General features: G+C 63.8%; 16 protein-coding genes and 1 other RNA gene. 9 read left to right on the forward strand and 8 right to left on the reverse strand.

The window, feature by feature from the left end:
* Positions 1-16 precede the first annotated feature (16 nt).
* Genes hisS through guaA form a run of 5 tightly spaced genes read left to right on the forward strand, consistent with a single transcriptional unit; the run spans position 17 to position 6,135 of the window.
* Positions 17-1,327: a histidine--tRNA ligase gene (hisS, locus tag Q7S20_00535; protein MDO8500312.1), complete on the forward strand. Its 1,311-nt coding sequence runs from the start codon at positions 17-19 to the stop codon at positions 1,325-1,327.
* Positions 1,306-2,775, forward strand: coding sequence for a proline--tRNA ligase (gene proS, locus Q7S20_00540; GenBank protein ID MDO8500313.1), 1,470 nt, complete (start codon positions 1,306-1,308; stop codon positions 2,773-2,775). The genes hisS and proS overlap by 22 nt, the downstream gene beginning before the upstream one ends.
* Positions 2,772-4,109 carry a diaminopimelate decarboxylase gene (gene lysA / locus Q7S20_00545; GenBank protein ID MDO8500314.1) on the forward strand — a complete coding sequence of 446 codons (1,338 nt, stop codon included), beginning with the start codon at positions 2,772-2,774 and terminating at the stop codon, positions 4,107-4,109. Before proS ends, lysA begins: the two co-directional genes overlap by 4 nt.
* Complete coding sequence (locus Q7S20_00550; GenBank protein MDO8500315.1) at positions 4,091-4,594, forward strand: YfcE family phosphodiesterase; 504 nt, start codon at positions 4,091-4,093, stop codon at positions 4,592-4,594. The genes lysA and Q7S20_00550 overlap by 19 nt, the downstream gene beginning before the upstream one ends.
* On the forward strand, positions 4,591-6,135 hold the full coding sequence (gene guaA, locus Q7S20_00555; protein ID MDO8500316.1) for a glutamine-hydrolyzing GMP synthase: 1,545 nt from the start codon (positions 4,591-4,593) through the stop codon (positions 6,133-6,135). The genes Q7S20_00550 and guaA overlap by 4 nt, the downstream gene beginning before the upstream one ends.
* 208 nt (positions 6,136-6,343) lie before the next feature.
* Here guaA and Q7S20_00560 read toward each other — a convergent pair whose 3' ends face one another.
* The gene (locus tag Q7S20_00560) at positions 6,344-6,796 is read right to left on the reverse strand and encodes a PTS sugar transporter subunit IIA (protein MDO8500317.1); all 453 of its coding nucleotides are present in this window, start codon (positions 6,794-6,796) and stop codon (positions 6,344-6,346) included.
* 117 nt (positions 6,797-6,913) lie between these two features.
* On the opposite strand from Q7S20_00560, the gene dusB reads away from it, so the two are divergent.
* From dusB to Q7S20_00580, 4 genes are all read left to right on the forward strand, one after another.
* On the forward strand, positions 6,914-7,912 hold the full coding sequence (gene dusB / locus Q7S20_00565; protein ID MDO8500318.1) for a tRNA dihydrouridine synthase DusB: 999 nt from the start codon (positions 6,914-6,916) through the stop codon (positions 7,910-7,912).
* An 87-nt stretch (positions 7,913-7,999) separates the two neighbouring features.
* Positions 8,000-8,359, forward strand: a transfer-messenger RNA (tmRNA) gene (ssrA, locus tag Q7S20_00570).
* Positions 8,360-8,425: 66 nt separating this feature from the next.
* On the forward strand, positions 8,426-8,962 hold the full coding sequence (locus Q7S20_00575; GenBank protein ID MDO8500319.1) for a protein-disulfide reductase DsbD family protein: 537 nt from the start codon (positions 8,426-8,428) through the stop codon (positions 8,960-8,962).
* A complete protein-coding gene (locus Q7S20_00580) occupies positions 8,959-10,269 on the forward strand; it encodes a cytochrome c biogenesis protein CcdA (GenBank protein ID MDO8500320.1) in 1,311 nt (436 codons plus the stop codon). Before Q7S20_00575 ends, Q7S20_00580 begins: the two co-directional genes overlap by 4 nt.
* 13 nt (positions 10,270-10,282) lie before the next feature.
* Here the strand turns inward: Q7S20_00580 and Q7S20_00585 are convergent, their stop codons facing one another.
* From Q7S20_00585 to purL, 7 genes are all read right to left on the reverse strand, one after another.
* On the reverse strand, positions 10,283-13,189 hold the full coding sequence (locus Q7S20_00585; protein MDO8500321.1) for a DUF3047 domain-containing protein: 2,907 nt from the start codon (positions 13,187-13,189) through the stop codon (positions 10,283-10,285).
* 169 nt (positions 13,190-13,358) lie between these two features.
* Entirely contained in the window at positions 13,359-14,330 is a 972-nt protein-coding gene (locus Q7S20_00590) for a lysylphosphatidylglycerol synthase transmembrane domain-containing protein (protein ID MDO8500322.1), read from the reverse strand.
* Positions 14,330-15,034: a polysaccharide deacetylase family protein gene (locus Q7S20_00595; GenBank protein MDO8500323.1), complete on the reverse strand. Its 705-nt coding sequence runs from the start codon at positions 15,032-15,034 to the stop codon at positions 14,330-14,332. Before Q7S20_00595 ends, Q7S20_00590 begins: the two co-directional genes overlap by 1 nt.
* Positions 15,031-16,227, reverse strand: coding sequence for a glycosyltransferase family 4 protein (locus tag Q7S20_00600; GenBank protein MDO8500324.1), 1,197 nt, complete (start codon positions 16,225-16,227; stop codon positions 15,031-15,033). Before Q7S20_00600 ends, Q7S20_00595 begins: the two co-directional genes overlap by 4 nt.
* Complete coding sequence (gene ppdK, locus Q7S20_00605; protein ID MDO8500325.1) at positions 16,217-18,880, reverse strand: pyruvate, phosphate dikinase; 2,664 nt, start codon at positions 18,878-18,880, stop codon at positions 16,217-16,219. Before ppdK ends, Q7S20_00600 begins: the two co-directional genes overlap by 11 nt.
* Before the next feature lie 4 nt (positions 18,881-18,884).
* Complete coding sequence (gene purF, locus Q7S20_00610) at positions 18,885-20,267, reverse strand: amidophosphoribosyltransferase (protein MDO8500326.1); 1,383 nt, start codon at positions 20,265-20,267, stop codon at positions 18,885-18,887.
* 3 nt (positions 20,268-20,270) lie between these two features.
* Entirely contained in the window at positions 20,271-22,571 is a 2,301-nt protein-coding gene (gene purL, locus Q7S20_00615; protein ID MDO8500327.1) for a phosphoribosylformylglycinamidine synthase subunit PurL, read from the reverse strand.

The raw sequence follows: 22,571 nt of genomic DNA on the forward strand, positions 1-22,571 counted from the left end.
GACGTAGCTTTGTGCAATGGCGCAGGGAGCTTTACCCGGGTTCAGAGACTTCTATCCAGAGCAATTCGCGGAGCGCGCTTACATCATGAGCGTATGGCGCCGCGTACTGCGGCGCTATGCATTTATGGAGTACGACGGCCCGCCGCTCGAGCATCTCGACCTGTATCGCAAGAAGAGCGGTGACGAGCTCGTCGGTCAGCTTTACTCGTTCACGGACAAAGGTGACCGAGAGGTCGCGTTGAGACCGGAGATGACTCCGACTCTCGCGCGAATGGTTGCGGCTCGCGCCAATTCCCTCCGGAAGCCGGTGCGCTGGTTCTCCATTCCACAGCTGTTCCGGTACGAGCGCCAGCAGAAGGGAAGGTTGCGCGAGCACTTTCAGCTCAACGCCGACATCGTCGGCGAGCCTGGCGTAACCGCCGACGCGGAGCTCCTCGCGCTCGCGCTCGACGTCATGCGCGAGTTCGGGCTCAGCAGCGGCGACGTCAACGCGCGCGTTTCGGACAGGCGGCTTCTTCAGTCGCTGCTCGCTCACGCCGGCGTTGCCGACGAATCGCTGGCCTCCGTCTACGCGGTGATCGACAAGCGCGGGCGTGAGCCGGCGGATGTCTCGCGCAAGAAGCTCATCAAGGCAACCGGGGGCGAGAGAATCGCCGACACTGTGGAAGAGATTCTCTCCTGCCGCGACGTTGAGTCGCTGACCGCACGCTACAGTGCAGTGTCTGCCGCCGCCGGGCATATCCAGCGAATGCGGGATTATCTGGATCATCTGGGCTCGCTTGGCTTTGCGGGATGGGTGCGGCTGGATCTGTCCGTCGTACGCGGGCTCGCGTACTACACGGGTATTGTATTCGAGCTTTTTGATACGGCTGGCGAGTATCGCGCGATCTGCGGTGGAGGCAGGTATGACACGCTGCTTCAGACGCTCGGTGGAGTGGATCTTCCCGCGCTCGGATTCGGAATGGGCGACGTGGTGCTCGGTGAGCTGCTTCACGGCCGGGGACTGATGCCAACCATCGAACAGCGGACCGATTATTGGGTGGCCGGAGAGGACGAGTCCATGATCGGCGACGTCATGCGCGTCGCGGCCGAGCTTCGACGGAGGGATCGCAGCGCGGAGTACGCGCTCAAGCCGCAACAGCTCTCCCGCCAGTTGAAAGCGGCGTCGGCGGCCGGCGCCGACAACGCAGTACTGCTCAAGCGCGAGGCATTCGCGCGCGGTGAAATCACCGTGAAGGACATGAAGGCCGGCACGGAGCAATCGCTCTCGCTCGACGACTTCTTTAATTCACTGAAACAGGACCGATGGCCGACGACAAGAAGCTGACCGCACGCGCCCAGGATTTCAGCGCCTGGTATAACGAAACCGTACTGCGCGCCGAGCTGGCGGATTACTCACCGGTGCGTGGCTGCATGGTCATTCGCCCGCGCGGGTACGGCATCTGGGAACGGATGCAGCGCCAGCTCGATACGGTCTTCAAGGACACCGGTCACGAGAACGCGTACTTCCCGCTGCTCATTCCGGAAAGCTTCATGCACAAGGAAGCCGAGCACATCGAAGGCTTCGCGCCGGAGACGGCGGTAGTCACGCACGGCGGCGGCAAGAAGCTGGATGAGCCGCTCGTGATACGGCCCACCTCCGAGACGATCATCTACGCGATGTTCGCCAAGTGGGTGCAGAGCTATCGCGATCTTCCCCTGCTCATCAACCAGTGGGCGAACGTCGTGCGGTGGGAGATGCGCACGCGCCTTTTCCTGCGAACGCTCGAGTTCCTCTGGCAGGAGGGACACACGGCGCACGCGACCGAAGCCGAGGCCGAGGAAGAGACGCGCAAGATGCTGAACGTCTATCGCGATTTCATGGAAGGGTGGATGGCGATGCCTGTCATCACCGGCATCAAGACGGATTGGGAGAAGTTCGCCGGCGCGCTGCGCACGTATTCGTGCGAGGCGATGATGCAGGACAACAAGGCGTTGCAGGCCGGCACTTCGCACAATCTCGGGCAGAACTTCGCGAAGGCGTTCGAGCTCAAGTTCCAGACCGAGTCTGGCGGCACCGAGTTCGCGTGGAACACGAGCTGGGGAGTCTCGACGCGGCTGATCGGCGGGCTGGTGATGACGCATGGCGACGACTTCGGCCTGCGGGTCCCGCCACTGCTTGCGCCGATCGAGCTGGTGATCGTTCCCATCTGGCGTACGGACGAGGACAAGGCGAGAGTGCTCGAGGCGGCGCGAAACATCACCGCGACGCTCAACGGCTGGGAGCGCCGCAAGACCGGCAAGCTTCGCGTCCATCTCGATGACCGCGAAGGAATGACGCCGGGCGCCAAGTACTACGAGTGGGAGCTCCGCGGCATTCCGCTCCGCCTCGAGTTCGGTCCGCGCGATCTCGACGCCAGTCAGTGCGTGCTTGTCCGTCGCGACAACCGTGTCAAGCGCACCGTCACGCTCGACTCGATCGGCGAGGACGTGGCCGATCTGCTGAGCATGATGCAGACCGACATGCGCGTCGAAGCGTTCGAGCGCCGCGAGGCCAACAGCTATCGCGGCGACATGACGTACGATCGCTTTCGCGGGATCATGGAGGGTGCGGGCGGCTTCGTCTATGCCGGCTTCTGCGGAAATCCCGCGTGCGAACAGGCGATCAAGGAGGAGACAAAGGCCACCATACGAGTTCTTCCCGACGAGGAGTTCAGGTCGGCTGACGCGCCCACGCATTGTCTCAAGTGCGGGGCGGCCTCGGTCGTCGAGGCCCTCTGGGCGAAGGCGTATTGACTCCCGCCCGGACGGCAGCCGTTTCAGCCGCCGCCGCAAAGGCAAAAGATCCCGGCGTGCCCAGTGAAGTGGGCTTCGTGCGCCGAGACGGTGTTCTCGAATGCGATGGCGTTTCCCTCGATGCGATCGCCGACGCGGTGGGCACGCCGGCGTACGTGTACAGCGTAGCCGCCATCGAGGCGCAGTACGCCAGCCTGTCCGGCGCGCTCGCGCGGGTGCCCCATCGCCTGCACTACAGCGTCAAGGCAAACTCGAACCTCGCCATACTCGGCATCCTCAAGCGGCTCGGCTCCGGCGTGGACATTGTCTCGGGCGGTGAGATGTATCGCGCGCAGTCGGCCGGCTTTTCGGGAAAGGACATAGTCTTCAGCGGAGTTGGGAAGACGAAGCGCGAGATGAAGGAAGCTCTCACGCTCGGCGTGCTGATGATCAACGTCGAGTCGGAGGAGGAGCTCGAGCTGTGGGATGAGGTAGCCGGCAGAATGGGAAAGCAGGTGCCCGTCGCTCTCCGCGTGAACCCCGAGGTCATGGTGGACACTCCACACCCGTACACGCGGACTGGAGTGAAGGGGATGAAATTCGGAATCCCCTTTGACGAGACGCTGATCGTCGCGAAGCGCGCGCTCGCCATGAAGAACGTCTCGCTCGTGGGTCTCGACATGCACGTCGGCTCGCAAATCTCGCAGTTCGAGCCGTACGAGATCGGCCTCGGACGGCTGCGCCAGCTGAAGACGGAGATCGAAGCGGCCGGAGCGACGGAGCTTCGGTATCTCGACATCGGCGGCGGGCTCGCTGTCTCGTACGACGCCGAGCACCCGATCGACGTGAATGCGTTCGCCGAGGTGGTCGAGCGGATGGTCGGCCCCACCGGCCTCAGCGTGATCGTCGAGCCGGGACGTTACCTCGTCGGAAACGCGGGCGTCCTGCTCACTCGCGTGTTGTACCGGAAGCGCAGCGGAGGAAAGCAGTTCATGATCGTGGACGCGGGGATGAACGATCTGATCCGGCCTTCGCACTACAACGCGTATCATCGCATCGAGGCGGTCAACCCGACCGGCGCAAGGACCATCGCGGACGTCGTCGGTCCCGTGTGCGAGAGTGGCGACTTCCTTGGCCTGCACCGCGACGTGGACGACGCCCAGCCCGGAGATCTCGTTGCGGTTCTTTCCGCAGGGGCGTACGGATTCGTGATGGCGTCGAACTACAACTCACGCCCGCGTGTCGCCGAGGTTCTGGTCGAGCGCGGCCGCATCGGCGTCGTGACCGAGAGAGAGCAGTACACCGATCTCGTGCGAAAGGAACGACTCGAGCCAGAATGGAGAATCGTCCAGTGAAGATCGGACTGCTTGCCGATACGCACGACCGCGTGCCCGCGATCGAGGAGCTGCTGCAGGTGATGCTCTCGAAGGGGGTCTCGCTGGTGATGCACGCCGGCGACTATTGCTCGCCATTCGCGCTCGATCCGTTCAACGACTCGAACATTGCGTTGCTCGGAATCTTCGGGCGTAACGACGGCGATCCCGAGGCGCTCAGGGCAACGGCCGCGCGCGGCGTGGGAATGGAGCTGTACGAGTCGCCGCACAGCTTCGAGGTGTCGGGGCACCGGATTCTGATCGTCCACGACATTGGCGAGGTGAACCGGCGCTCCATCAGCGCACACAACTTCGTCGTGCACGGATCGACTCACCGGCAGGAGACCGTGACGCGCGACGCGACGCTCATCGTGAACCCGGGCGAGGCGTGCGGGTGGCTCACCGGAGTCTGTAGCGGCGCGATACTGGATCTCGAGACGAGGGAAGTGGAAGTCGTGACAATATGAGCAGCCGGATTCTCATCCTCGATTACGGGTCGCAGTACACGCAGCTGATCGCACGACGAGTGAGGGAAGCGCGTGTCTATTCCGAGATCCATCCGCCAACGAAAAGCGTCGAATGGATCAGGGACTGGAAGCCAACGGGAATCATACTCAGCGGAGGGCCGAGCTCGGTCTACGGGGAGAACGCGCCGACGATTGACCCGGCCGTGCTGGATGTCGCACCGATGCTCGGCATCTGCTACGGGATGCAGCTGATTGCGTACGTGCTTGGAGCGGACGTGAAGCGTGCCGGCCGTCGCGAGTACGGACGGGCCGAGATCCAGGTCGCCGAATCAGGCGGGCTGTTCGAGGGGTTCGAAGCTGGCGAAGAGTTCTCGGCGTGGATGAGCCACGGCGATCACATCGAGTCACCCCCCGGCGGCTACGTCACGATTGCTGCGAGCAGTGGCAATCCGGTGACCGCGTTCAGACATGAGTCGAAGCCGGTGTACGGTGTCCAGTTTCATCCGGAAGTGGCGCACACGCCGCGCGGCGGCGAGATCATATCGAACTTTCTCTTCGGCATCTGCGGCGCCAAAGCCGACTGGACTACCGGCGCATTCGTGGCAACCGAGATCGCGCGGATCAAGGCGATGGTTGGCGACGCCAACGTCATCTGCGGCTTGTCCGGCGGAGTGGATTCGGCGGTTGCGGCGGCTCTCGTGCATCGCGCGGTGGGCGACCGGTTGACTTGCATATTCGTGGACACGGGATTGCTCCGGATGCGCGAGCGCGAGCAGGTCGAGCGCACGTTCAGCCAGCACATGGGGATGAAGCTCGTCACCGCGGACGCGTCCGACAGATTCCTTGGCGCGCTAGCGGGTGTCGAGGATCCCGAACAGAAGCGAACGGTAATCGGTCACACTTTCATAGACGTATTCGAGGACGCGACGGCGAAAGCGGGAAGCGACGCGAAATTCCTGGTGCAGGGAACTCTTTACCCCGACGTCATCGAGTCGTCGTCGCCCACCGGTGGTCCGTCGGTGACGATCAAGACGCATCACAACGTCGGAGGGCTCAAGCCGGGAATGCGCTTCGGCCTCATCGAGCCGCTGCGCGAGCTATTCAAGGACGAAGTGCGGAACGTCGGCCGGGAGCTCGGCCTTCCCGAAGAGATGGTCGGTCGGCATCCATTCCCCGGGCCCGGCCTGGCGATCCGGATCCTCAGCGACGTCACTCGCGCCAAGCTCGACGTGCTCCGCGCGGCGGATGCGATCTACCTGGAGGAGATCCGCGCTGCCGGCCTCTACGACAGTATCTGGCAGGCGTTCGCGGTCCTGCTGCCGGTGCGGAGCGTAGGCGTCATGGGAGACGAGCGTACCTACGAGAACGTGCTCGGCCTGCGAGCGGTGAACAGCACTGACGGAATGACGGCCGACTGGTTCCCGTTCCCGCACGATATCCTCGCGCGCATCTCGAACCGGATAATCAACGAGGTGGGCGGGATCAATCGTGTTGTCTACGATATCAGCTCCAAGCCGCCGTCGACCATCGAGTGGGAGTAGGGCAAGAGCGAAAAGCGAGAACACAGATGGCACCGATGGGCACAGACGGCGCAGGCGGATCCCTGTCTCCCATGCCCGAAAGGTCGCCTGGAGGCCGGGCCAGCAAGGAATCATGTCGATCCGCTCACCCCCAAATCCCTTCATCTGTGCTCATCTGTGCCCATCTGCGCCATCTGTGGTTCACCGCACTTCGCTGGCAGCTACTGATCTAAACGCCTTTCTCCTCGAGCAGTGCCATGAACTGCGACGGCTCGGTCAACTTCAACAGCCGGTCCGGAACGTCGGGCTCCTTGCTGAACTGTGCGATCTTGCCGAGCACCGGCAGATACTGATTGGACACCTCGAGCGGTGGTGCGACAATCAGGAAGAAGAAATTCACCGGCTTCTCGTCGATCGCCTTGAAGTCGAGCCCGCCGCTCTTCCGGCCGAAAGCGACACGGAGTTTGTTGACCACGAGTGAGCGGCAATGCGGAATGGCGATGCCGCGGCCGATGCCAGTCGAGCCGAGGTTCTCCCGCCGCTTCAGCATCTTGAACAGCATGCCCTCAGCCTTCTCATCGAGGCCCAGAAGGCCGATCAGCTCTTTGAGGACATCGTCCTTCGTCGTCCCCTTGAGCTCGAGCTTGATTGCGTCTTCGGAGAAAAACTCGCGCAGCTCCATCAATTGCCTCTTCTGTGTGGTTGATACCGGGCGCGGCTGACGCAAGTTACAGTTGGCTGAAGTGAGTGGCAACCCAAGATGTTGCAAGCACTTGTACGCTCCGTTACCTTCGAAATCATGCCTTTTCCGTTCGCCCACGACTTCGACGTGCCTCTATACCTCGCGCCAATGGCGGGGGTATCGGAGTCTCCGTTCCGTCGCATATGCAGGCGGTTCGGTGCGGACGTCGTCGTGACCGAGTTTCTCTCGGCGGAAGGAATCCGGCGTGAGAACCCTGCGACATTGTCGAAGCTCGAGTTTGGTCCGGATGAGCGTCCCATCGGGGTGCAGATCTTCGGCGCCGAGCCGGACGCGATGGGCGATGCGGCAGCACTCGTCACCGATGTGTTCCAGCCGGAGTTCATAGACATCAACTTCGGCTGTCCGGTAAAGAAAGTCGTGCGGCGGAATGGCGGATCGGGCTGTTTGCGGGATCTCGATCTCGTGCAGCAGGTCATTCGTGCCGTATCGTCGCACACGCATCTGCCGGTGACGGTGAAGATCCGCAGCGGATGGAACGAGGAGATGCGGGACCCGGTGACGATCGCGCTGAGGTGTCAGGACGCGGGCGCGCGGGCGCTGGCTCTTCATCCGCGAACCCGCACGCAGATGTACACGGGTGCGGCGCGCTGGGAGGAGATTGCGGCAGTGTCGGCTGCGCTGGAGATTCCGGTGATCGGCAATGGCGACATCAGGACCGCCGAGGATGCAGTCCGCCTGCAGCGCGAAACTGGCTGCGCGGGGGTCATGATTGCGCGCGGTGCGTTCGGTCAGCCATGGATCTTCGGCCAGGTGAGGGAGCTGATGGCGGGGCGGCCCAAGCCTTCGGCGCCGCCGGTGAAGGAGCGCTTCGCGATCGCGCTGGATCATGCCCGACTCGTGCAGGAGTACGAGCCGGATCCGCGCGGGGCGGCGATTGAGTTTCGGAAGCACCTCGGATGGTATGTGAAGGGCCTGCCGGACTCGGCCGAGATGCGGAAGCGGTTGTATGCGGTGGAGTCGTTCTCGGAGATCGAGGGCATCTTCGGTGACTATCTCGAGCGGCATTCCGACGAACTGGCAGAAGTCGCTGCCTGACAAGCGATTAGGCATTGCCGTCTGAGGTAGATTAGCAGGCCGGTTTTGATTGACTATTGGGCCGTTTTCGGTTAGATTTAATGCTTAGGGGGCGACTGGCTTCGACGGGGTTGGTGAAGCTGTGGCCGCGTGCCCAGGTCCTCGGATCCTGGTAAAACATTCGGGAAAATCTTCAACTGCCAACGATAACCTGGCACTGGCTGCGTAACTCTTAGGAGTTGCTGCACCTGCCCTTGAGAAAGCTCGCCTGAGGCGGTTTCAAGGGTATCGCAAATTCGGGATAGTCGGGCGTCGCGCCTTCAGGCGACCGGCGAAAGTTTAGAAGGCTTGTTCAGCCGTGGGCCGCCCACTGGCCAGCGTCTGGAGACCTCAATCGGTGGGATACGCACGTAGACGCTGTGGTGAATCTAGTCTCGGACCGGGGTTCGAATCCCCGCGCCTCCACTAGGGTGAACACAAGAGAGCGGACCGAAAGGTCCGCTCTCTCTTTTTGTCTCAGGGAGGCAGGGTCCAATGGCGTTCGACGGGGTATATTTCACGCTGCTGATGCGAAACCTCGTGTTCCTCTCGATTCTCGGCCTATCGGCGGCCTGTACCTCACCTCGTGAAGCGCCCACCCGCGCCGAGCAGCAGGTGGTGGAATGGTCGGCTATCGCCGGAGAGCTTAGACCCGGCCCTGACAGCGGCTTCGTGGTGGACGTGGAAATACAGGCCGCGATCGTAGATGGATGGCACATCTATTCGCTGACGCAGGCGACAGGAGGTCTGACGCCGATGACGGTAAAGGTCGCTCCTTCGCCTCCGTACTCCCTGGCCGGACCGGTCACCGGTCCGCAAGCGGTAAAGGCGCGGGACCCCAACTTCAACATCGAGACCGAGACCTACTCCGGTGAAGCAATATTCCGGGTGCCGGTGAAGCTCATGTCCGCGTCAACGATATCTGTTCCCCCGCTCGAGATAAGGGTCAGATCTCAGGCATGCAGCGACAGGCTATGCCTCCCCGCGCGCACCACCACGCTCACGCTGCAACCGAAGCAAGGCAAGGCATGACGCCGTCGTTCTTCTGGCTGGCGGCAATCACCGGCGCGCTGTCGCTGCTCACGCCGTGCGTGTTCCCGATGATCCCGATCACCGTGGCGTATTTCAATAAGAGATCCGATCGCGGTAATGCCCATGTGCTGACACATGCGCTGCTCTTCGCCATCGGCATCGTCGCCACGTTCACCGCGCTCGGATTGGGTCTCGCAGTCGTCGTAGGTGCGGCCGGCCTCGCACGCTTCGCCGCGGATCCGTGGGTCAACATCGCGATCGGCGTGGCCTTCGTCGCCTTCGCGCTGAGCCTTCTTGGCGTGTACGACCTGCCGCTTCCATTCTCCAATCGGTTCGTGAACCGCGTTGACGCATCAGCACGCAATCGCTCGGGCCACGCGGCCGGCTCCGTGCTGATGGGCTTCGCGTTCACGCTGGCGTCATTCACATGCACTGCGCCTTTCGTCGGCCCGCTCCTTGTTTCTGCTGCACGCGGCGACTGGGTTCGCCCGCTCGCCGGAATGGTCGTGTTCTCGTCTGTATTCGCGGCTCCATTCTTTCTTCTCGCCCTCGTACCGCGTTGGGCGGCGGCGTTGCCGCGCGCCGGCGTGTGGCTCAAGGATATCAAGGTCATCGTCGGCCTCTTCGAGATCGCCGCGGCGCTCAAGTTCTTTTCGAACGCCGATCTGGTATGGGGCACGGGACTCATCCCGCGGCAGAGCGCTCTTCTCGCGTGGGTTGCGCTCGCGATAATTGCAGCCGGCTATCTCGCCTACGCCGCAAGCAGGAGCGGCAACACGAGGACCATTGCGCGCTGGATCGCGCCGGCGGCGGCTGCAGGTGTGGCCGTGTGGCTGATCATGGGGCTGCGCGGCAGATCGCTCGGCGAAGTCGAAGCATTTCTGCCGCCAGATGACATTGCCGCTTCAGCACGCCTCGCTTCCGTCGGCGCCGACGGACGACCGATCGAGCTGCAGTGGATTCTGAACGATCACCGCAAGGCGCTCGAAACGGCCTCCGGGACGGGCCGGCTGGTTTTAATAGACTTCACCGGATACACGTGCACCAACTGCCGGTGGATGGAAGCCAACATGTTCGCGCGACCTGAAGTCGCCGCGTCCATGTCGCGCTACGTCTTGAGCCGCCTCTATACCGACGGCGAAGGCGAGCTTTACGAGAACCAGCAGAAATTCCAGGAGGACCGCTTCGGCACCGTTGCGCTGCCGCTTTACGCCATCGTGGACAGCCGCGGGCGGACGGTCCGCACTTTCTCAGGGCTTACCCGCAATCCCGCCGAGTTTCTCGCCTTCCTTCGGGACGCTTCCTAGCATCCCGGGAACGTCACCCTGACTTCCCGGACCGACCAGCGCCGTCTTCGGCGCCCTCTTGTACATGTTGAAGTGAATGTTCAGCGGCTTCGCTCCCCGCACCGCGCTGAGCACGCGGCCGAAGGCTCATGGACTCGAGGAAGACTTCCGTTTCGCCTCGCGACTCGTCAGAATCGGACTGGAGGGTGATGCCCATCACCTTGAGGGCGTCGGCGGGGATTCGCGGATAGGCCCGTCGTATGTCCGCGGCGATGTCTCTCTCGACATTCTGCCATCGGTCCCGTTCGGCCGGCTTCCCGATGCCCATCAGCCAGGCTTCGGGGAGCGTCGAGACGACGACGTTTCTTCTCGACGACAACGCTTCGACCAACGAGTCGCCCGCGGGCGCCACTCCGGATGCGTCCCTTGCCGTCCACCAGTAGCCGAACATCACGGGCCCGGTGTCCGCTCCCGGCCGGGTGTCCTGGAGCAGCAGCCACACCTTGAACGCTGCGTCGTTTTTTCCGCGGCGCGTTTTTCCCGGATCCACCCCATCCGCGTTGCGCGCGACGCGCAGCCGGATACTCAGCAACGGGAAATCTGACGGGCGGAACTGGAACGACACGGTCGTCATCTTGATCGCCGTCTGGCGCGTGGCGAAGCGACATGCGCGGCCGGTCGCGGATCCGGCGGAAGGAATCATCGAGAACCCGTTTCCGAAATCGTCCTCGCTGCCGCCGTTGCCCGAGTCGTAGTAGAACTCGTACTCGCGCCTGAACTCGAGCATGTCGCGTTGGTCACACCGGAATACAACTCCGCCCGGGCTGGCCAGCGGCGACATCTGTCGGACCGGATTGACTCCAGCGCGCTCGACGTGAGCACTATTGAACATCCGGTCCGGCGTCCAGCCACTGCTTCCCCCGGGGAGCGCACCGCCGGGGCGCAGCGACGCGGAAAACGGCGAAACGCGCTCTTCAGCGGGTTTCGAGAAACGACTCAGCAATTTCCACCGCGGGGCGTCGCTCTTCGCCACCGCCGCAAGCCACCGCGCATTCACATCCGGGCGTAGAGCGCCCAGCTCGGCGACGGTGATCACGACAGCTTCGAGAAAGGCGTCCTGCGGAAATGACGATGCGAGCCGCCCTGCGATGTGATCGGCGTGTATCGTCCCGAGGTCAATGGCATGAACGCGCGGGGGAAAGCGCGACGACGTGAGCGCGACGACTCCGTCGTTGGGCTCCTGAAACTCAGCCGCGCGCTTCGTGAGCTTCATCCACGGGTGCGCGTCGGCCATGTCGGTCTCGAACGAGAACGAGAAGTAGCGCGTCAGTCCGGCGGTCTCACCAGCGTGCTCGCTCCAGAATGCGGCGCGACTGGATGGCCAGAGGGTTCTCGCGGCGTCAGTGCTGTCGCACGCCGCGGGACGCGGAGCATCGACGCCCCACTCCATCGCGCCCGAAGGAATGCCGGCGCGCTCGGCCACTGGCGTCCCCCCGTGTGGAGACGCGATGGACACCAGCGCCGCGATCTGCGAGCGCGCAAGGTGCGGCGCGACGAGGAGCGCTTCGGTGGCGTCAACACCACCCTTCGAGTATCCGAGAATGAGGTACCTGGGGCGCGTGTATCCCCGGAGGCGGCGTCTCTCCGTATCCTCTCGCAACGCCGTCACGATCTGCGCCGAGTTGACGCGCGCGCCGCAGCGACCGTCAACGGGAATGGTTAGAGTGCGGACGCCAAGCCTATCGCGAACGGCTCTCAGTCCCCGCGACCAGATCTCCTGATCGAAGAGCTCGGTGTAGATGCCGGGGACGTACACGACAGTGACGTCGCCAAGGTCGGGGTCGTAGAGCAGCGGCATCCGCGCCGGGTCGGCGGCGAGACGGAGCTTGCGTTCCGCGTAGACCTCACCGAACAGCCGGCGCGGTGTGACACTGTCCTCGAGAAGCGCGCCCGGGCTGGATGCGATCTCCTGCCGAAGCTTCGTGTGCCATTCCAGCGCAAAGCTTGCATCTCGCGTATCGGGTATGCTGTCTTCTTCGGGAGCAGCGAGAGCGTCGTCGAGATAGTAGGGCAGGGTCCAAAGCGCCATCGCGAGCTTGCGCGTCGCAGATCCGTCGCCCCCGCGCGGTTTCCCGGTGCCGAGCTGCGCGCGGAGGTCCGCCAGAGGCGAGAGCTCTCTTATTCCGCGCATTCGCAACTCCGCCTCCCTGACACGCTCGTCGGCGCGCTTCGTGTCCAGCGAATCCATCAGCGCGACAAGCGTGTCAACGTTTCCTGCCACGCCGCCCAGAATGTCTGCGCGCCTGAACGCCGACCGGGCGCGTGCCACCGAGCGACCGCTCGCATCGCCGACTCTCTCCGACGACATCGCGCTGAGGAGCCGCCGCATCACGTCGTAGTCAAAGTAGTCCATCGAGACTGCCATGGGCCTCGCGCGCCGCAGGAAAGACACAGCGTACGAATCGTCTTCCCGGCCCGTCGAAACCTTGTGGCCGCCGGACAGCAGGCCGCGGGCAAGAGCAACTGGATCGTGAGGAGCAAGGGCGGCGACGCGCGAGAGAACCGAATCCGCCGGGATTCCGATGACGTCGAGCACCTCGTTTCCGCGGACGAATGCCGGCACCGGCCCGGTCGTGCCGGCAACTACTCCCAGCGATGCGCGCGCGCCGAACATCCGCCTGGTTCCGATGATCTCCGTCCACGACGGGTGGCTCATCGAAGGGTAGGGCGCCACGCTGCGTCCGGCGTAGCGAAAGCGGCGGAACATGCCCCGCCGGCGTGCTTCCGTGAACGCTTCCCAGCTCAACCCGTCAACGGCGAGAAGGAGCTGCCGTGCGTGCGGTGCAATGGGCGCTGTGTCGGCCTTGTGATCAACCCATGCCCGCCGGCCGGCAACGCCGAGCGTAGCAGCCACGATTGCGGCCGCTGCGCCAAATATCACGAGTTGTTTTCCAGCGCGCCGACTCGGGGGCATGAATGCAATGGTTCGGGTTCTTCGCCGGAGGTCCTCTCAAGCCGGCGGGACAAGAATAAGTGCGCGACGGCTCTGGGGACATACGTATCCTTACGTATCCTTACGTATCCTTACGTAGCGGCTGCTTCCGTGGCCTTTACCCGCGGCTGCGCCGGAAAATGAATTCGGGCGCGAGAGCGACGCCTACCAGCGTCAACGGGATTATCTGCAGCGTTTGAATCAGCAGCGAAACCGCAATGGCGTCAGTCCGCGCCACCCCGAACTGCTCCGCGGTAAGCGCATAAACGAACTGAAAGAACCCGACATTTCCGGGCGTCGCCCGGATGACGAGACCCAGGTTGATGGCGAGCAGCGTGGCGAGGCTGCCCGCAACCGGGATTGACACGTGAGCAGCCGAGGCGGCCAGAGCGAAGGTTGCGAGCTGTCCGGCCCAGGCAAGCATCGAAAGAACGAGCGCTGCGCCAAACCGGCCGCCGGAGGTGAGCGACCGCGTGCTGGCGGCGAAGCCGGACACGTACCGCTTGATTCGCGATCCCGCGCCGAGGTCACGCGCAACGACGCCTTCGTCCGTAACCGGTCCGGTGCGGCGCGATGAAAAGACGAGGAGTGCGAGCAGGACAGCGATCACGGCGAGGAGCAGCTCGGCCGGATATCTCCATTTCTCGAGCGAGGGCGGCAGATCGAAGACGAGTGTCCCAACGACAATCAGGATCACGAATCCGACCGGATCGAACAGGCGTTCGAGGGCAAGCGTCGCGAGAACGCGCTCGCTTGGAATGCCGCTCGCGCGAGAGACGAAGACGACCCGGGCAGCGTCTCCACCATTGGCCACGAGCACGTTGTTGAGGCCGGCTCCCGCCACAGTGGCGCGCATCGCCAGCGACAGCGAGGAGGATCCCGCCGGCCTCAGGAACACCCACCACCTGAAGCCCTTCGCCGCCAGCGAGAGCAGGTTGACCGTTAGCGCTCCCAGAAGAAGCGGCGGCGACGCGCTCCGGATCGAATGCCACGCCTGGCTCCAGGCAATGGACCGGGCGAACAGGATCAGGAACACCACAATGACCGCGGATACTCCCCAGCGGAGAACCCGCGATGTGTTGCGGCTCATCAGGATGGCAGCGTCACGAAACTGTAGCCGCGCGCACGGAGCTCATCCACGATGCGGGGGACCGCGGCGGCCGTCTGGGCGCGATCGCCGTCGGGATTGTAGCCGTCTCCATCGTGGAGCAGGATGATCGAGCCTGGTCGCGCTCCCTCGACGGTCCGGGCGACGATCTCGGCAACTCCCGGATTGTCGCTGTCCCAGACACCGAGCGTCCATCCGACGACGCTCTCTCCCAGCGAACGCGCAATCGGGGACACCCACGGATTCCTGAATCCATGCGGCGCCCTGAAAATTGTCGGCGCCCTGAAAATTGTCGGCGAGTGGGCGCCGGTGCGCTCGATCGCGCGCTTGCCGAGCTTGATGTCCTGGCGGATGTAGAACGGCGACTTGAAGTGGAGCTTCCGGTGGAAATAGCCGTGATTGCCGATCTGGTGCCCTTTCAGGGTGGCGCGAGCGACGATCTCCGGCCACCGCTCGGCGTGTCGGCCGAGGACGAAGAACGTCGCCTTCACGTCTTTCGCGGCCAGGGCATCGAGAATCGCCGGGGTCGCGTTGGGGTTCGGGCCGTCGTCGAACGTCAGAGCGACAACCTGCTCGCTGGTATCGAGCCTGCCGAGAACGCTGCCGAAGACGGGGCTGTTACGGTAGAACGCTCCGTGAGCAGCGGCGCCGAGGACCGACAGGGCCGCTGCGGCAGCCCCGATCATGCGTCTCCAGGCACCCGCCCGAGCACGGCCGCGTACACGTCGAGCACGGCGGCGGTCACGGCTGTCCAGCTGTACAGCTCAGCGCGCTCGCGTCCGGTCGTCGCCAGCCGGGTTCGCAGCGACTCGTCATCGAGAAGCCGGACGAACGCGTCGGCAAGCGCTTCCCGATCGCCGGAGGGAGTCATCAGCGCCTCGCGCTCGTGCTTCACCACGTCACGGAATCCGAGAATGTCGGAGCAGACAATCGGCGTCTCGCACGCCATTGACTCGAGCAGCGTGATTCCAAACGATGCCTTCGTCGTGGGACACGCGTAGATGTCGCTGTGCGCGTAGTAGCCAGGGCGCCCGTCGAGAACAGCGCCGACGAAGGAGATGTCGGGATCGTTGCCCGCCGCTCGGAAATAGCGGTTGCGCAACGGTCCGTCGCCGACCACCACCAGCTGAGCCTCGCGGTTCCTGCCTCGAATGCGCTTGAAGGAGTCAATCAGCGTCGTGAGCCCGTTGCGCGGATCAAACCTTCCGAGAAAGAGAATTGTCGGGACATCATCGCGGATCTCCGCCGGGCGCGGGACGTCGGCATTGAATACATCGAGGTCAATGCCATTGGGAATGATCGTCCAGTTGGCCTCGAAGTACCGGTTCATGGCGATCGTCGTCGAGCGCGATACGGCGATCACGGCCTGCATTTCGTCGAGCCAGCGCTGAAGCGGCTTCCGCGCTATCGCAAAGCCGAAAGAGCTGTCGAAATAGGTATGGAAAGTGCCGACGACAGGGCACTGCGCTTCCATGAGCGCGACAAGTGGCAGCACCGGATGCAGCGGCGAGTGCACGTGAACGATGTCATAGTCGCCCCGCGCAAGGGTCCTCCGCATCTCCCTTCGAATGTCCCAACCGAGCGTGATCCGCGCCTGCGAGCCGTTGGCGTAGATGGTCTGGCTGCGGCCGAGCCTGATCACATGCGGACGCGGAGTGGCTCCGGCGATGTTGGACGTGATGATGTCCACGTGATGCCCGAGCTTGCGCGCTTCCTGCGCAAAATAATGGACGTGCTCGCAGACGCCGCCAAGATGCGGATAGTAATACTCGGTGACGAGCGCGATCCGCAGGCGCTTGCCAGGCGTCTCGGCCAGGCGAAGCCTGGGCGGCACTGGAGCGATGTCGAACGCGCGGGCAACATTGGTTCTAGTGGTCAAGAGCGGCATGAGCTGCGGCTAGTCGTGCAATCGGAACGCGGAATGGCGAGCACGAAACGTAATCAAGTCCCATTGAATGGCAGAGTCTTACGGAGGCTGGCTCGCCTCCGTGTTCTCCGCATAAACCCAGCTTCAGGGCGGGCCGTTCCTTCCTTCCGTCCTCGATCGCGATTCTCATGAGCCTGCCGACCCCGTCCGCGTCCAGCACCTGGAACGGGTCGTCGGCAAAGATACCGCGTTCCACATAAGACGGAAGAAACCGCCCCGCGTCGTCGCGGCTCAGGCCGAACGTGGTCTGAGTGAGGTCGTTGGTCCCGAATGAGAAGAACTCCGCGCTTCGGGCGATCGCGCCGGCGGTGAGCGCCGCACGCGGCAGCTCTATCATCGTGCCGATCATGTAGCTGACCGATTCGCCCATTACCCCCAGCACCTGTTGCGCGGCGTTTTCGAGAATGGCGCGCTGGTTGTCGAATTCCTTTACTGAGGATACGAGCGGCACCATGATCTCCGGCCGGACGTCGATTCCGCGTCGCATTGCCCGCACCGCGGCCTCGAAGATGGCACGGCCCTGCATCTCGGTGATCTCGGGGAAGGTGATGCCGAGTCGGCAGCCGCGGTGGCCGAGCATGGGATTGGTTTCGCGGAGCGACTCGACGATTCGCGACAGGTCGTGCCTCTCCAGGCCGAGCGTGCGTGCGAGCAGCTTGCTCTCCTCGCCGCCGTGCGGGAGGAACTCGTGGAGGGGCGGATCGAGGAGGCGGATGGTGACGGGCAGTCCGTTCATCGCCTCGAAGATTCCCTCGAAGTCGGCCCGCTGCATCGGAAGCAGTTTCGCGAGCGCGCGCCGGCGTCCCCCTTCGTCACGAGCGACGATCATCTCGCGCATCGCGGTGATGCGGTCGCCCTCGAAGAACATGTGCTCAGTTCGGCACAGCCCGATTCCTTCCGCACCGAAGTTGCGCGCGAGACGGGCATCGCGCGGCGTGTCGGCATTCGCCCTGACCCCGAGCCTTCGGCAGTCGTCCGCCCAGCTGAGCAGTTCGGAATATGAGCGGTAGAGCGGAGCGGCGGATGATGAAAGGGTTCCGTTCGTCACCTGCACCACTTCACTCGGGACGGTCGGAAGGTTCCCGCTGAACACCCGGCCGGCAGCCCCGTCCACGGTCAGCCAGTCTCCTTCGCTGATGGTGGTGCCATTGGCGGAGAAGCTGCGGTGCTGGACGTCCACGTGCATCTCCTTGCATCCCACGACCGCGCACTTGCCCATGCCGCGGGCGACGACCGCGGCATGACTCGTCATTCCTCCGCGGGCGGTGACAATTGCTCGGGCCGCGACCATCCCGTGGAAGTCCTCGGGCGTGGTTTCGTCCCGCACAAGGATCACGGCGTCGCCCGCCGCCGCTCTCGATTCGGCGCTGTCCGGATCGAATACGGCGATGCCGCTCACGGCGCCGGGGCTCGCGGGAAGTCCGGTGAACAGCGCCAGCGCACGCACCGAAGGGTCAATGATCGGATGCAGGAGCTGATCGAGCTGCGATGGGGGAACACGTTTTACCGCCTCAGTACGATCGATCAATCCCTCCATGACCATGTCACGAGCTATGCGCACGGCCGCAGCCGCGGTGCGCTTACCGGTACGCGTCTGGAGAAGAAACAGTTTCCCGCGCTCGACGGTGAACTCGAGGTCCTGCATGTCGGCGTAGTGGCGCTCGAGCCGATCCTGAATCTGGAGCAGCTCGCTGTAGGCCCCGGGGAGCAACGTCTTCATCTCGTCGATGTGCAGCGGCGTGCGGATGCCCGCAACGACGTCCTCGCCCTGCGCGTTCACCAGAAACTCGCCGTAGAACTTCTTCTCGCCGGTCGAAGGATCACGCGTGAATGCCACTCCGGTTCCCGAATCATCACCGAGATTGCCGAATACCATCGCGACCACGCTCACAGCCGTGCCAAGATCTTCGGCAATGCCGTTCACCTTCCGGTAATCGCGCGCCTTCTTCAGCGTCCACGATTTCCAGACGGCTTCGATTGCGCCCCATAGCTGCACGACCGGATCGGTGGGGAAGTCGCTGCCGGTGGCATTACGGACGCGCGACTTGTACTCCTCGACGAGATTGCGGAGTGCCTCCTCGTTCAGCTCCGCATCCGAGTGCGCTGCCGTCGTGAGACGGCGCGCACGGAGGAGGTGCTCGAAGTCGCCGATGGGGACACCCAGCACCACGTCGGAGTACATCTGGATGAAGCGACGATACGAATCGTACGCGAAGCGCGAATTGTTGCTCTGCTTCGCCAGGCCGAGCGCGGTGCGGTCGTTGAGCCCGAGATTGAGAATGGTCTCCATCATACCCGGCATGGACACGGGAGCACCGGAACGCACCGAGACGAGCAGTGGATTCCCGGGATCGCCGAGCTTCCTGCCCGTCGCCTGCTCCAGACGCGCGATGTTGCCTTCGACTTCGGCGCGAAGCCGATCGGCGTACTTGCCATCCCGCAGGTAGGCGATGCACTCGCTGCAGGCGATGGTGAAACCCTGCGGCACTGGCACGCCAAGGTTCGTCATCTCGGCGAGATCTGCCCCCTTTCCGCCGAGCACGGCTTTCATTGCGCGCGTTCCTTCGGCCTCGCCGTTTCCGAAGAAGAAGACGGACTGGGGCATCAGACTAGCAGCCACAACCGAAACGAAGCTTTTCCGGGTCTGTGGGCGGGGGAGTCGGATAGTCTCCCGAGAAGCATGCGTGGCAGAAGCCATCGGGGCCTCCGGGCACGGATTCGAGCATGCCGTCGAGCGACAGATAGCCGAGCGAGTCTACGCCGAGCGCGACTGCGATCTCGTCAACTCCGAGATTTGCGGCGATCAGCTCTTCGCGATTCGGCGTGTCTATGCCGTAGTAGCACGGACCCGTGATCGGGGAAGAGCTGACGCGCATGTGCACCTCGCGCGCGCCGGCGGCGCGAACCATCGCCACCAGACCTCGAGTCGTTGTGCCGCGCACGATCGAATCGTCAACCATCACAACGCTGCGACCATCGAGCACCTCGCGAACCGCGTTGTACTTGATCTTCACCTTCGCGTCACGGCCAGCCTGAGTGGGCTGAATGAATGTCCGGCCGATGTAGTGATTACGGATGAGAGCCAGCTCGAATGGCAACTTTGATTCCTCGGCAAATCCCAGCGCGGCGGAGTTCGAGGAATCGGGAACGCTGAACACGAGCTCTGCGCCAGGTGCGGGGCATTCGCGCGCAAGGCGCCGGCCAAGGTGCCGGCGCGCGCGGTCCACCGAGCCGCCAAACACGCGGCTGTCGGGGCGCGCGAAGTAAACGTACTCGAACACGCATTGTCGGCCTTCGCGGGCGGGAAGGGGATGCGACGACCGCATTCCCTCGCGGTCCACCGCGACGATCTCGCCACGCTCGACTTCACGGATGACCGTCGCTCCGACGATATCGAGCGCACAAGTCTCCGATGCGAACACATACGAATCCCCGAGCTTGCCCATGACAAGCGGCCTCCAGCCCCTCGGATCGCGCGCCGCGAGCAGCGTGTCGCCGATCGTGACGACGAGTGAGTAGGCGCCTTCCACGTCGCGAAGCGCGTCGGCGAGCTTCCCCTCGGGCGTCTCGGCGCTGGAGCGCGCGATACGGTGAACGAGCACCTCGGAGTCCATCGTCGAAGTGAATATCGAGCCCATCGCCTCGAGATCGCGCCGCATCTCCGTAGCGTTTATGAGATTGCCGTTATGAGCGAGTGCGATATGTCCGTCGCGGAATCGCGCCAGCACCGGCTGGGCGTTCTCGATCGTGGAGGAGCCGGCGGTGCTGTAGCGCGTGTGGCCGATGGCTACGTCGCCCTCCATGCCGCGCACGTCGGCGAACTTCAGTCCGTCCGACACGAGACCCATCGTTTTCATCGCCCGTGCATTTCCTTCCCGGTTCGACGTCACGATCCCGGCCGATTCCTGTCCGCGGTGCTGCAGCGAGTAGAGGCCGAGATGGGAGATCTCAGCCGCGTTGGGATGTCCGTGAATTCCAAATATTCCGCACATGGCTCAAACCACCGTCATTGCAGCTTCCGGCGCGGCCACGACTGCCGGCGCCGACATGATCCCGGCAATGGATTCGTGCCATGCCGAGGAGAGTGTTGCGATCTCCGTTCGGATGACGCGGTCATTGGCGCGCATCGTGAATCCACCCTCGCGCGGCTTCACGACGCCGATCCGTCGCACCGGAACTCCGTGCTGCCGCGCAATCCGCTCGAGCGTGTCCGCCGAGTCGGAGCTCACGACGTAACGGCCCTGCGTCTCGCCGAACAGCGCGGCCCTCGCCGGCACGCCCGATAGGTCGCCAAGATCGATGTCGGCGCCTGTCTGCGCCCGGAGATCGGCAATGCACGATTCAGCGAGAGCGACTGCGAGACCCCCGTCGCTGCAGTCGTGCGCCGAATGAACTGCGCCGGCGGCGATTGACTCGAGCAGAGCATCTATCGCCCTGCGCTCGTGATCCAGGTCGCAGGCGGGAGGGGTGCCTGCGACGACGCCGTGTATCGTCGCCATGTACTCGCTGCCGCCAAGCTCGTCGCGTGAATCGCCCATGAGTAGAATGATATCGCCCGCAGCTCTGAAGGTGGCGGGTGTGACGTGATCGAGCGAAGCGACGAGCCCGACCATGCCGACAACAGGAGTCGGATAGACGGCTCCCATCGGGCTCTCATTGTATAGCGAGACGTTCCCGCCGGTGACCGGAGTGGAGAGCGCTGTACACGCCTCGGCCATGCCCTTGATGGCCTCACGGAGCTGATGGTACACGGCCGGCTTGCGGGGATTGCCAAAGTTGAGGCAGTTGGTGATGGCCATCGGACGCGCGCCGGTGCATGCGACGTTGCGCGCCGCTTCGGCGACGGCGATACGGCCTCCCGACAGCGGATCCAGATAGGTATAGCGACCGTTGCAGTCCGTCTTGAGCGAGATGGCCTTGTTGGTTCCGCGGATGCGCAACACTGCGGCATCGCCTCCGGGACCGATCACGGTGTTGGTGCGAACCGTCGAATCGTACTGCCGGTACGCCCACGCCTTGCTGGCGATGGTCGGCGAGGCGAGAAGGCGTGCGAGCGTCCACGCTGGATCGCTCTCTTCGGGTAATTCCGCGATCGCCGATACGTCCTGCGCGCGCAGGACGGCGATGACGGGATCTTCCCTCGCCTCGGGCGAATAGCGCGGGCAGTCAGTGACCAGCCTCGACCCGGGAAACTCGGCTACGACCCGGTCGCCCTCCGTCACTCTGTACACCGGCTCGGCAATCACTTCACCTATGACTTCCGCTGTCAGATCCCACTTCGTCAGGATCGCTTTCACTTCCTCTTCGCGGCCACGGTACGCCACGACGAGCATCCGCTCCTGAGACTCGCTGAGCAGAATCTCGTATGGCGTCATGCCCGTTTCGCGCACCGGCACCTTGGATACATCTATGGTCACGCCTACATCGCCGCGCTCCGCCATTTCAGCCGACGACGAAGTGAGGCCGGCCGCGCCCATGTCCTGGATGGCGACGATGTGGCCGCTGCGTATCAGCTCGAGACTCGCCTCGAGAAGCAGCTTCTCGGTAAACGGATCCCCGACCTGTACTCTCGGACGCCGGGAGCCACTTGCTTCTGAAAGATCCTCGGACGCGAATGACGCCCCGTGAATGCCATCGCGTCCCGTTCGCGCGCCTACCGCAATGATGGGATTGCCCACACCCTCGGCCTTTGCGCGAATCAGATCGTCCTCGTGCATGAGCCCCACGCACATCGCGTTGACAAGCGGGTTTCCCTCGTACGCGGAATCGAACACGATCTCGCCGGCGACCGTCGGAATCCCGACGCAGTTGCCGTAGTCCCCGATGCCCTTCACGACCCCGGCGAACAGGTAGCGCACGCGAGCGCTGTCGAGCGATCCGAAGCGGAGCGAGTTGAGCATCGCTATTGGACGCGCGCCCATGGTGAATACGTCGCGGAGAATTCCTCCCACTCCTGTTGCCGCTCCCTGATACGGCTCGACCGCTGACGGATGGTTGTGCGATTCGATCTTGAACGCCACGGCGAGCCCGTCGCCGATCGAGATCACACCGGCATTCTCGCCCGGACCCTGCAGGACCCACGGCGCGGAGGTCGGAAGCGTGCGCAGAAGGTTGCGCGAATGCTTGTATGAGCAGTGCTCGCTCCAGAGAGCGCTGATCACCCCGAGCTCGGTGAACGTCGGACTGCGGCCGAGCATCGCGACGAGGCGATCGTATTCGCCGCCCGTGAGTCCGTGTTCCGCCACGAGCTCCGGAGTGATTTTCGGATCGCCAGGGCGGGGAAGTACTTCGCTCAT

It is taken from the genome of Gemmatimonadaceae bacterium (genome assembly GCA_030647905.1).
Classification (GTDB): Bacteria; Gemmatimonadota; Gemmatimonadetes; order Gemmatimonadales; family Gemmatimonadaceae; genus UBA4720.

What these genes read in the sequence shown, in the direction of transcription:
- Q7S20_00560 (MDO8500317.1), bottom strand. Translation starts at nt 6,796, where the DNA reads ATGGAGCTGCGCGAGTTTTTCTCCGAAGACGCAATCAAGCTCGAGCTC.
- Q7S20_00590 (MDO8500322.1), bottom strand. Translation starts at nt 14,330, where the DNA reads ATGAGCCGCAACACATCGCGGGTTCTCCGCTGGGGAGTATCCGCGGTC.
- Q7S20_00595 (MDO8500323.1), bottom strand. Translation starts at nt 15,034, where the DNA reads ATGATCGGGGCTGCCGCAGCGGCCCTGTCGGTCCTCGGCGCCGCTGCT.
- guaA (MDO8500316.1), top strand. Translation starts at nt 4,591, where the DNA reads ATGAGCAGCCGGATTCTCATCCTCGATTACGGGTCGCAGTACACGCAG.
- ppdK (MDO8500325.1), bottom strand. Translation starts at nt 18,880, where the DNA reads ATGCCCCAGTCCGTCTTCTTCTTCGGAAACGGCGAGGCCGAAGGAACG.
- proS (MDO8500313.1), top strand. Translation starts at nt 1,306, where the DNA reads ATGGCCGACGACAAGAAGCTGACCGCACGCGCCCAGGATTTCAGCGCC.
- Q7S20_00550 (MDO8500315.1), top strand. Translation starts at nt 4,091, where the DNA reads ATGGAGAATCGTCCAGTGAAGATCGGACTGCTTGCCGATACGCACGAC.
- dusB (MDO8500318.1), top strand. Translation starts at nt 6,914, where the DNA reads ATGCCTTTTCCGTTCGCCCACGACTTCGACGTGCCTCTATACCTCGCG.
- Q7S20_00575 (MDO8500319.1), top strand. Translation starts at nt 8,426, where the DNA reads ATGGCGTTCGACGGGGTATATTTCACGCTGCTGATGCGAAACCTCGTG.
- hisS (MDO8500312.1), top strand. Translation starts at nt 17, where the DNA reads ATGGCGCAGGGAGCTTTACCCGGGTTCAGAGACTTCTATCCAGAGCAA.
- Q7S20_00580 (MDO8500320.1), top strand. Translation starts at nt 8,959, where the DNA reads ATGACGCCGTCGTTCTTCTGGCTGGCGGCAATCACCGGCGCGCTGTCG.
- purF (MDO8500326.1), bottom strand. Translation starts at nt 20,267, where the DNA reads ATGTGCGGAATATTTGGAATTCACGGACATCCCAACGCGGCTGAGATC.
- purL (MDO8500327.1), bottom strand. Translation starts at nt 22,571, where the DNA reads ATGAGCGAAGTACTTCCCCGCCCTGGCGATCCGAAAATCACTCCGGAG.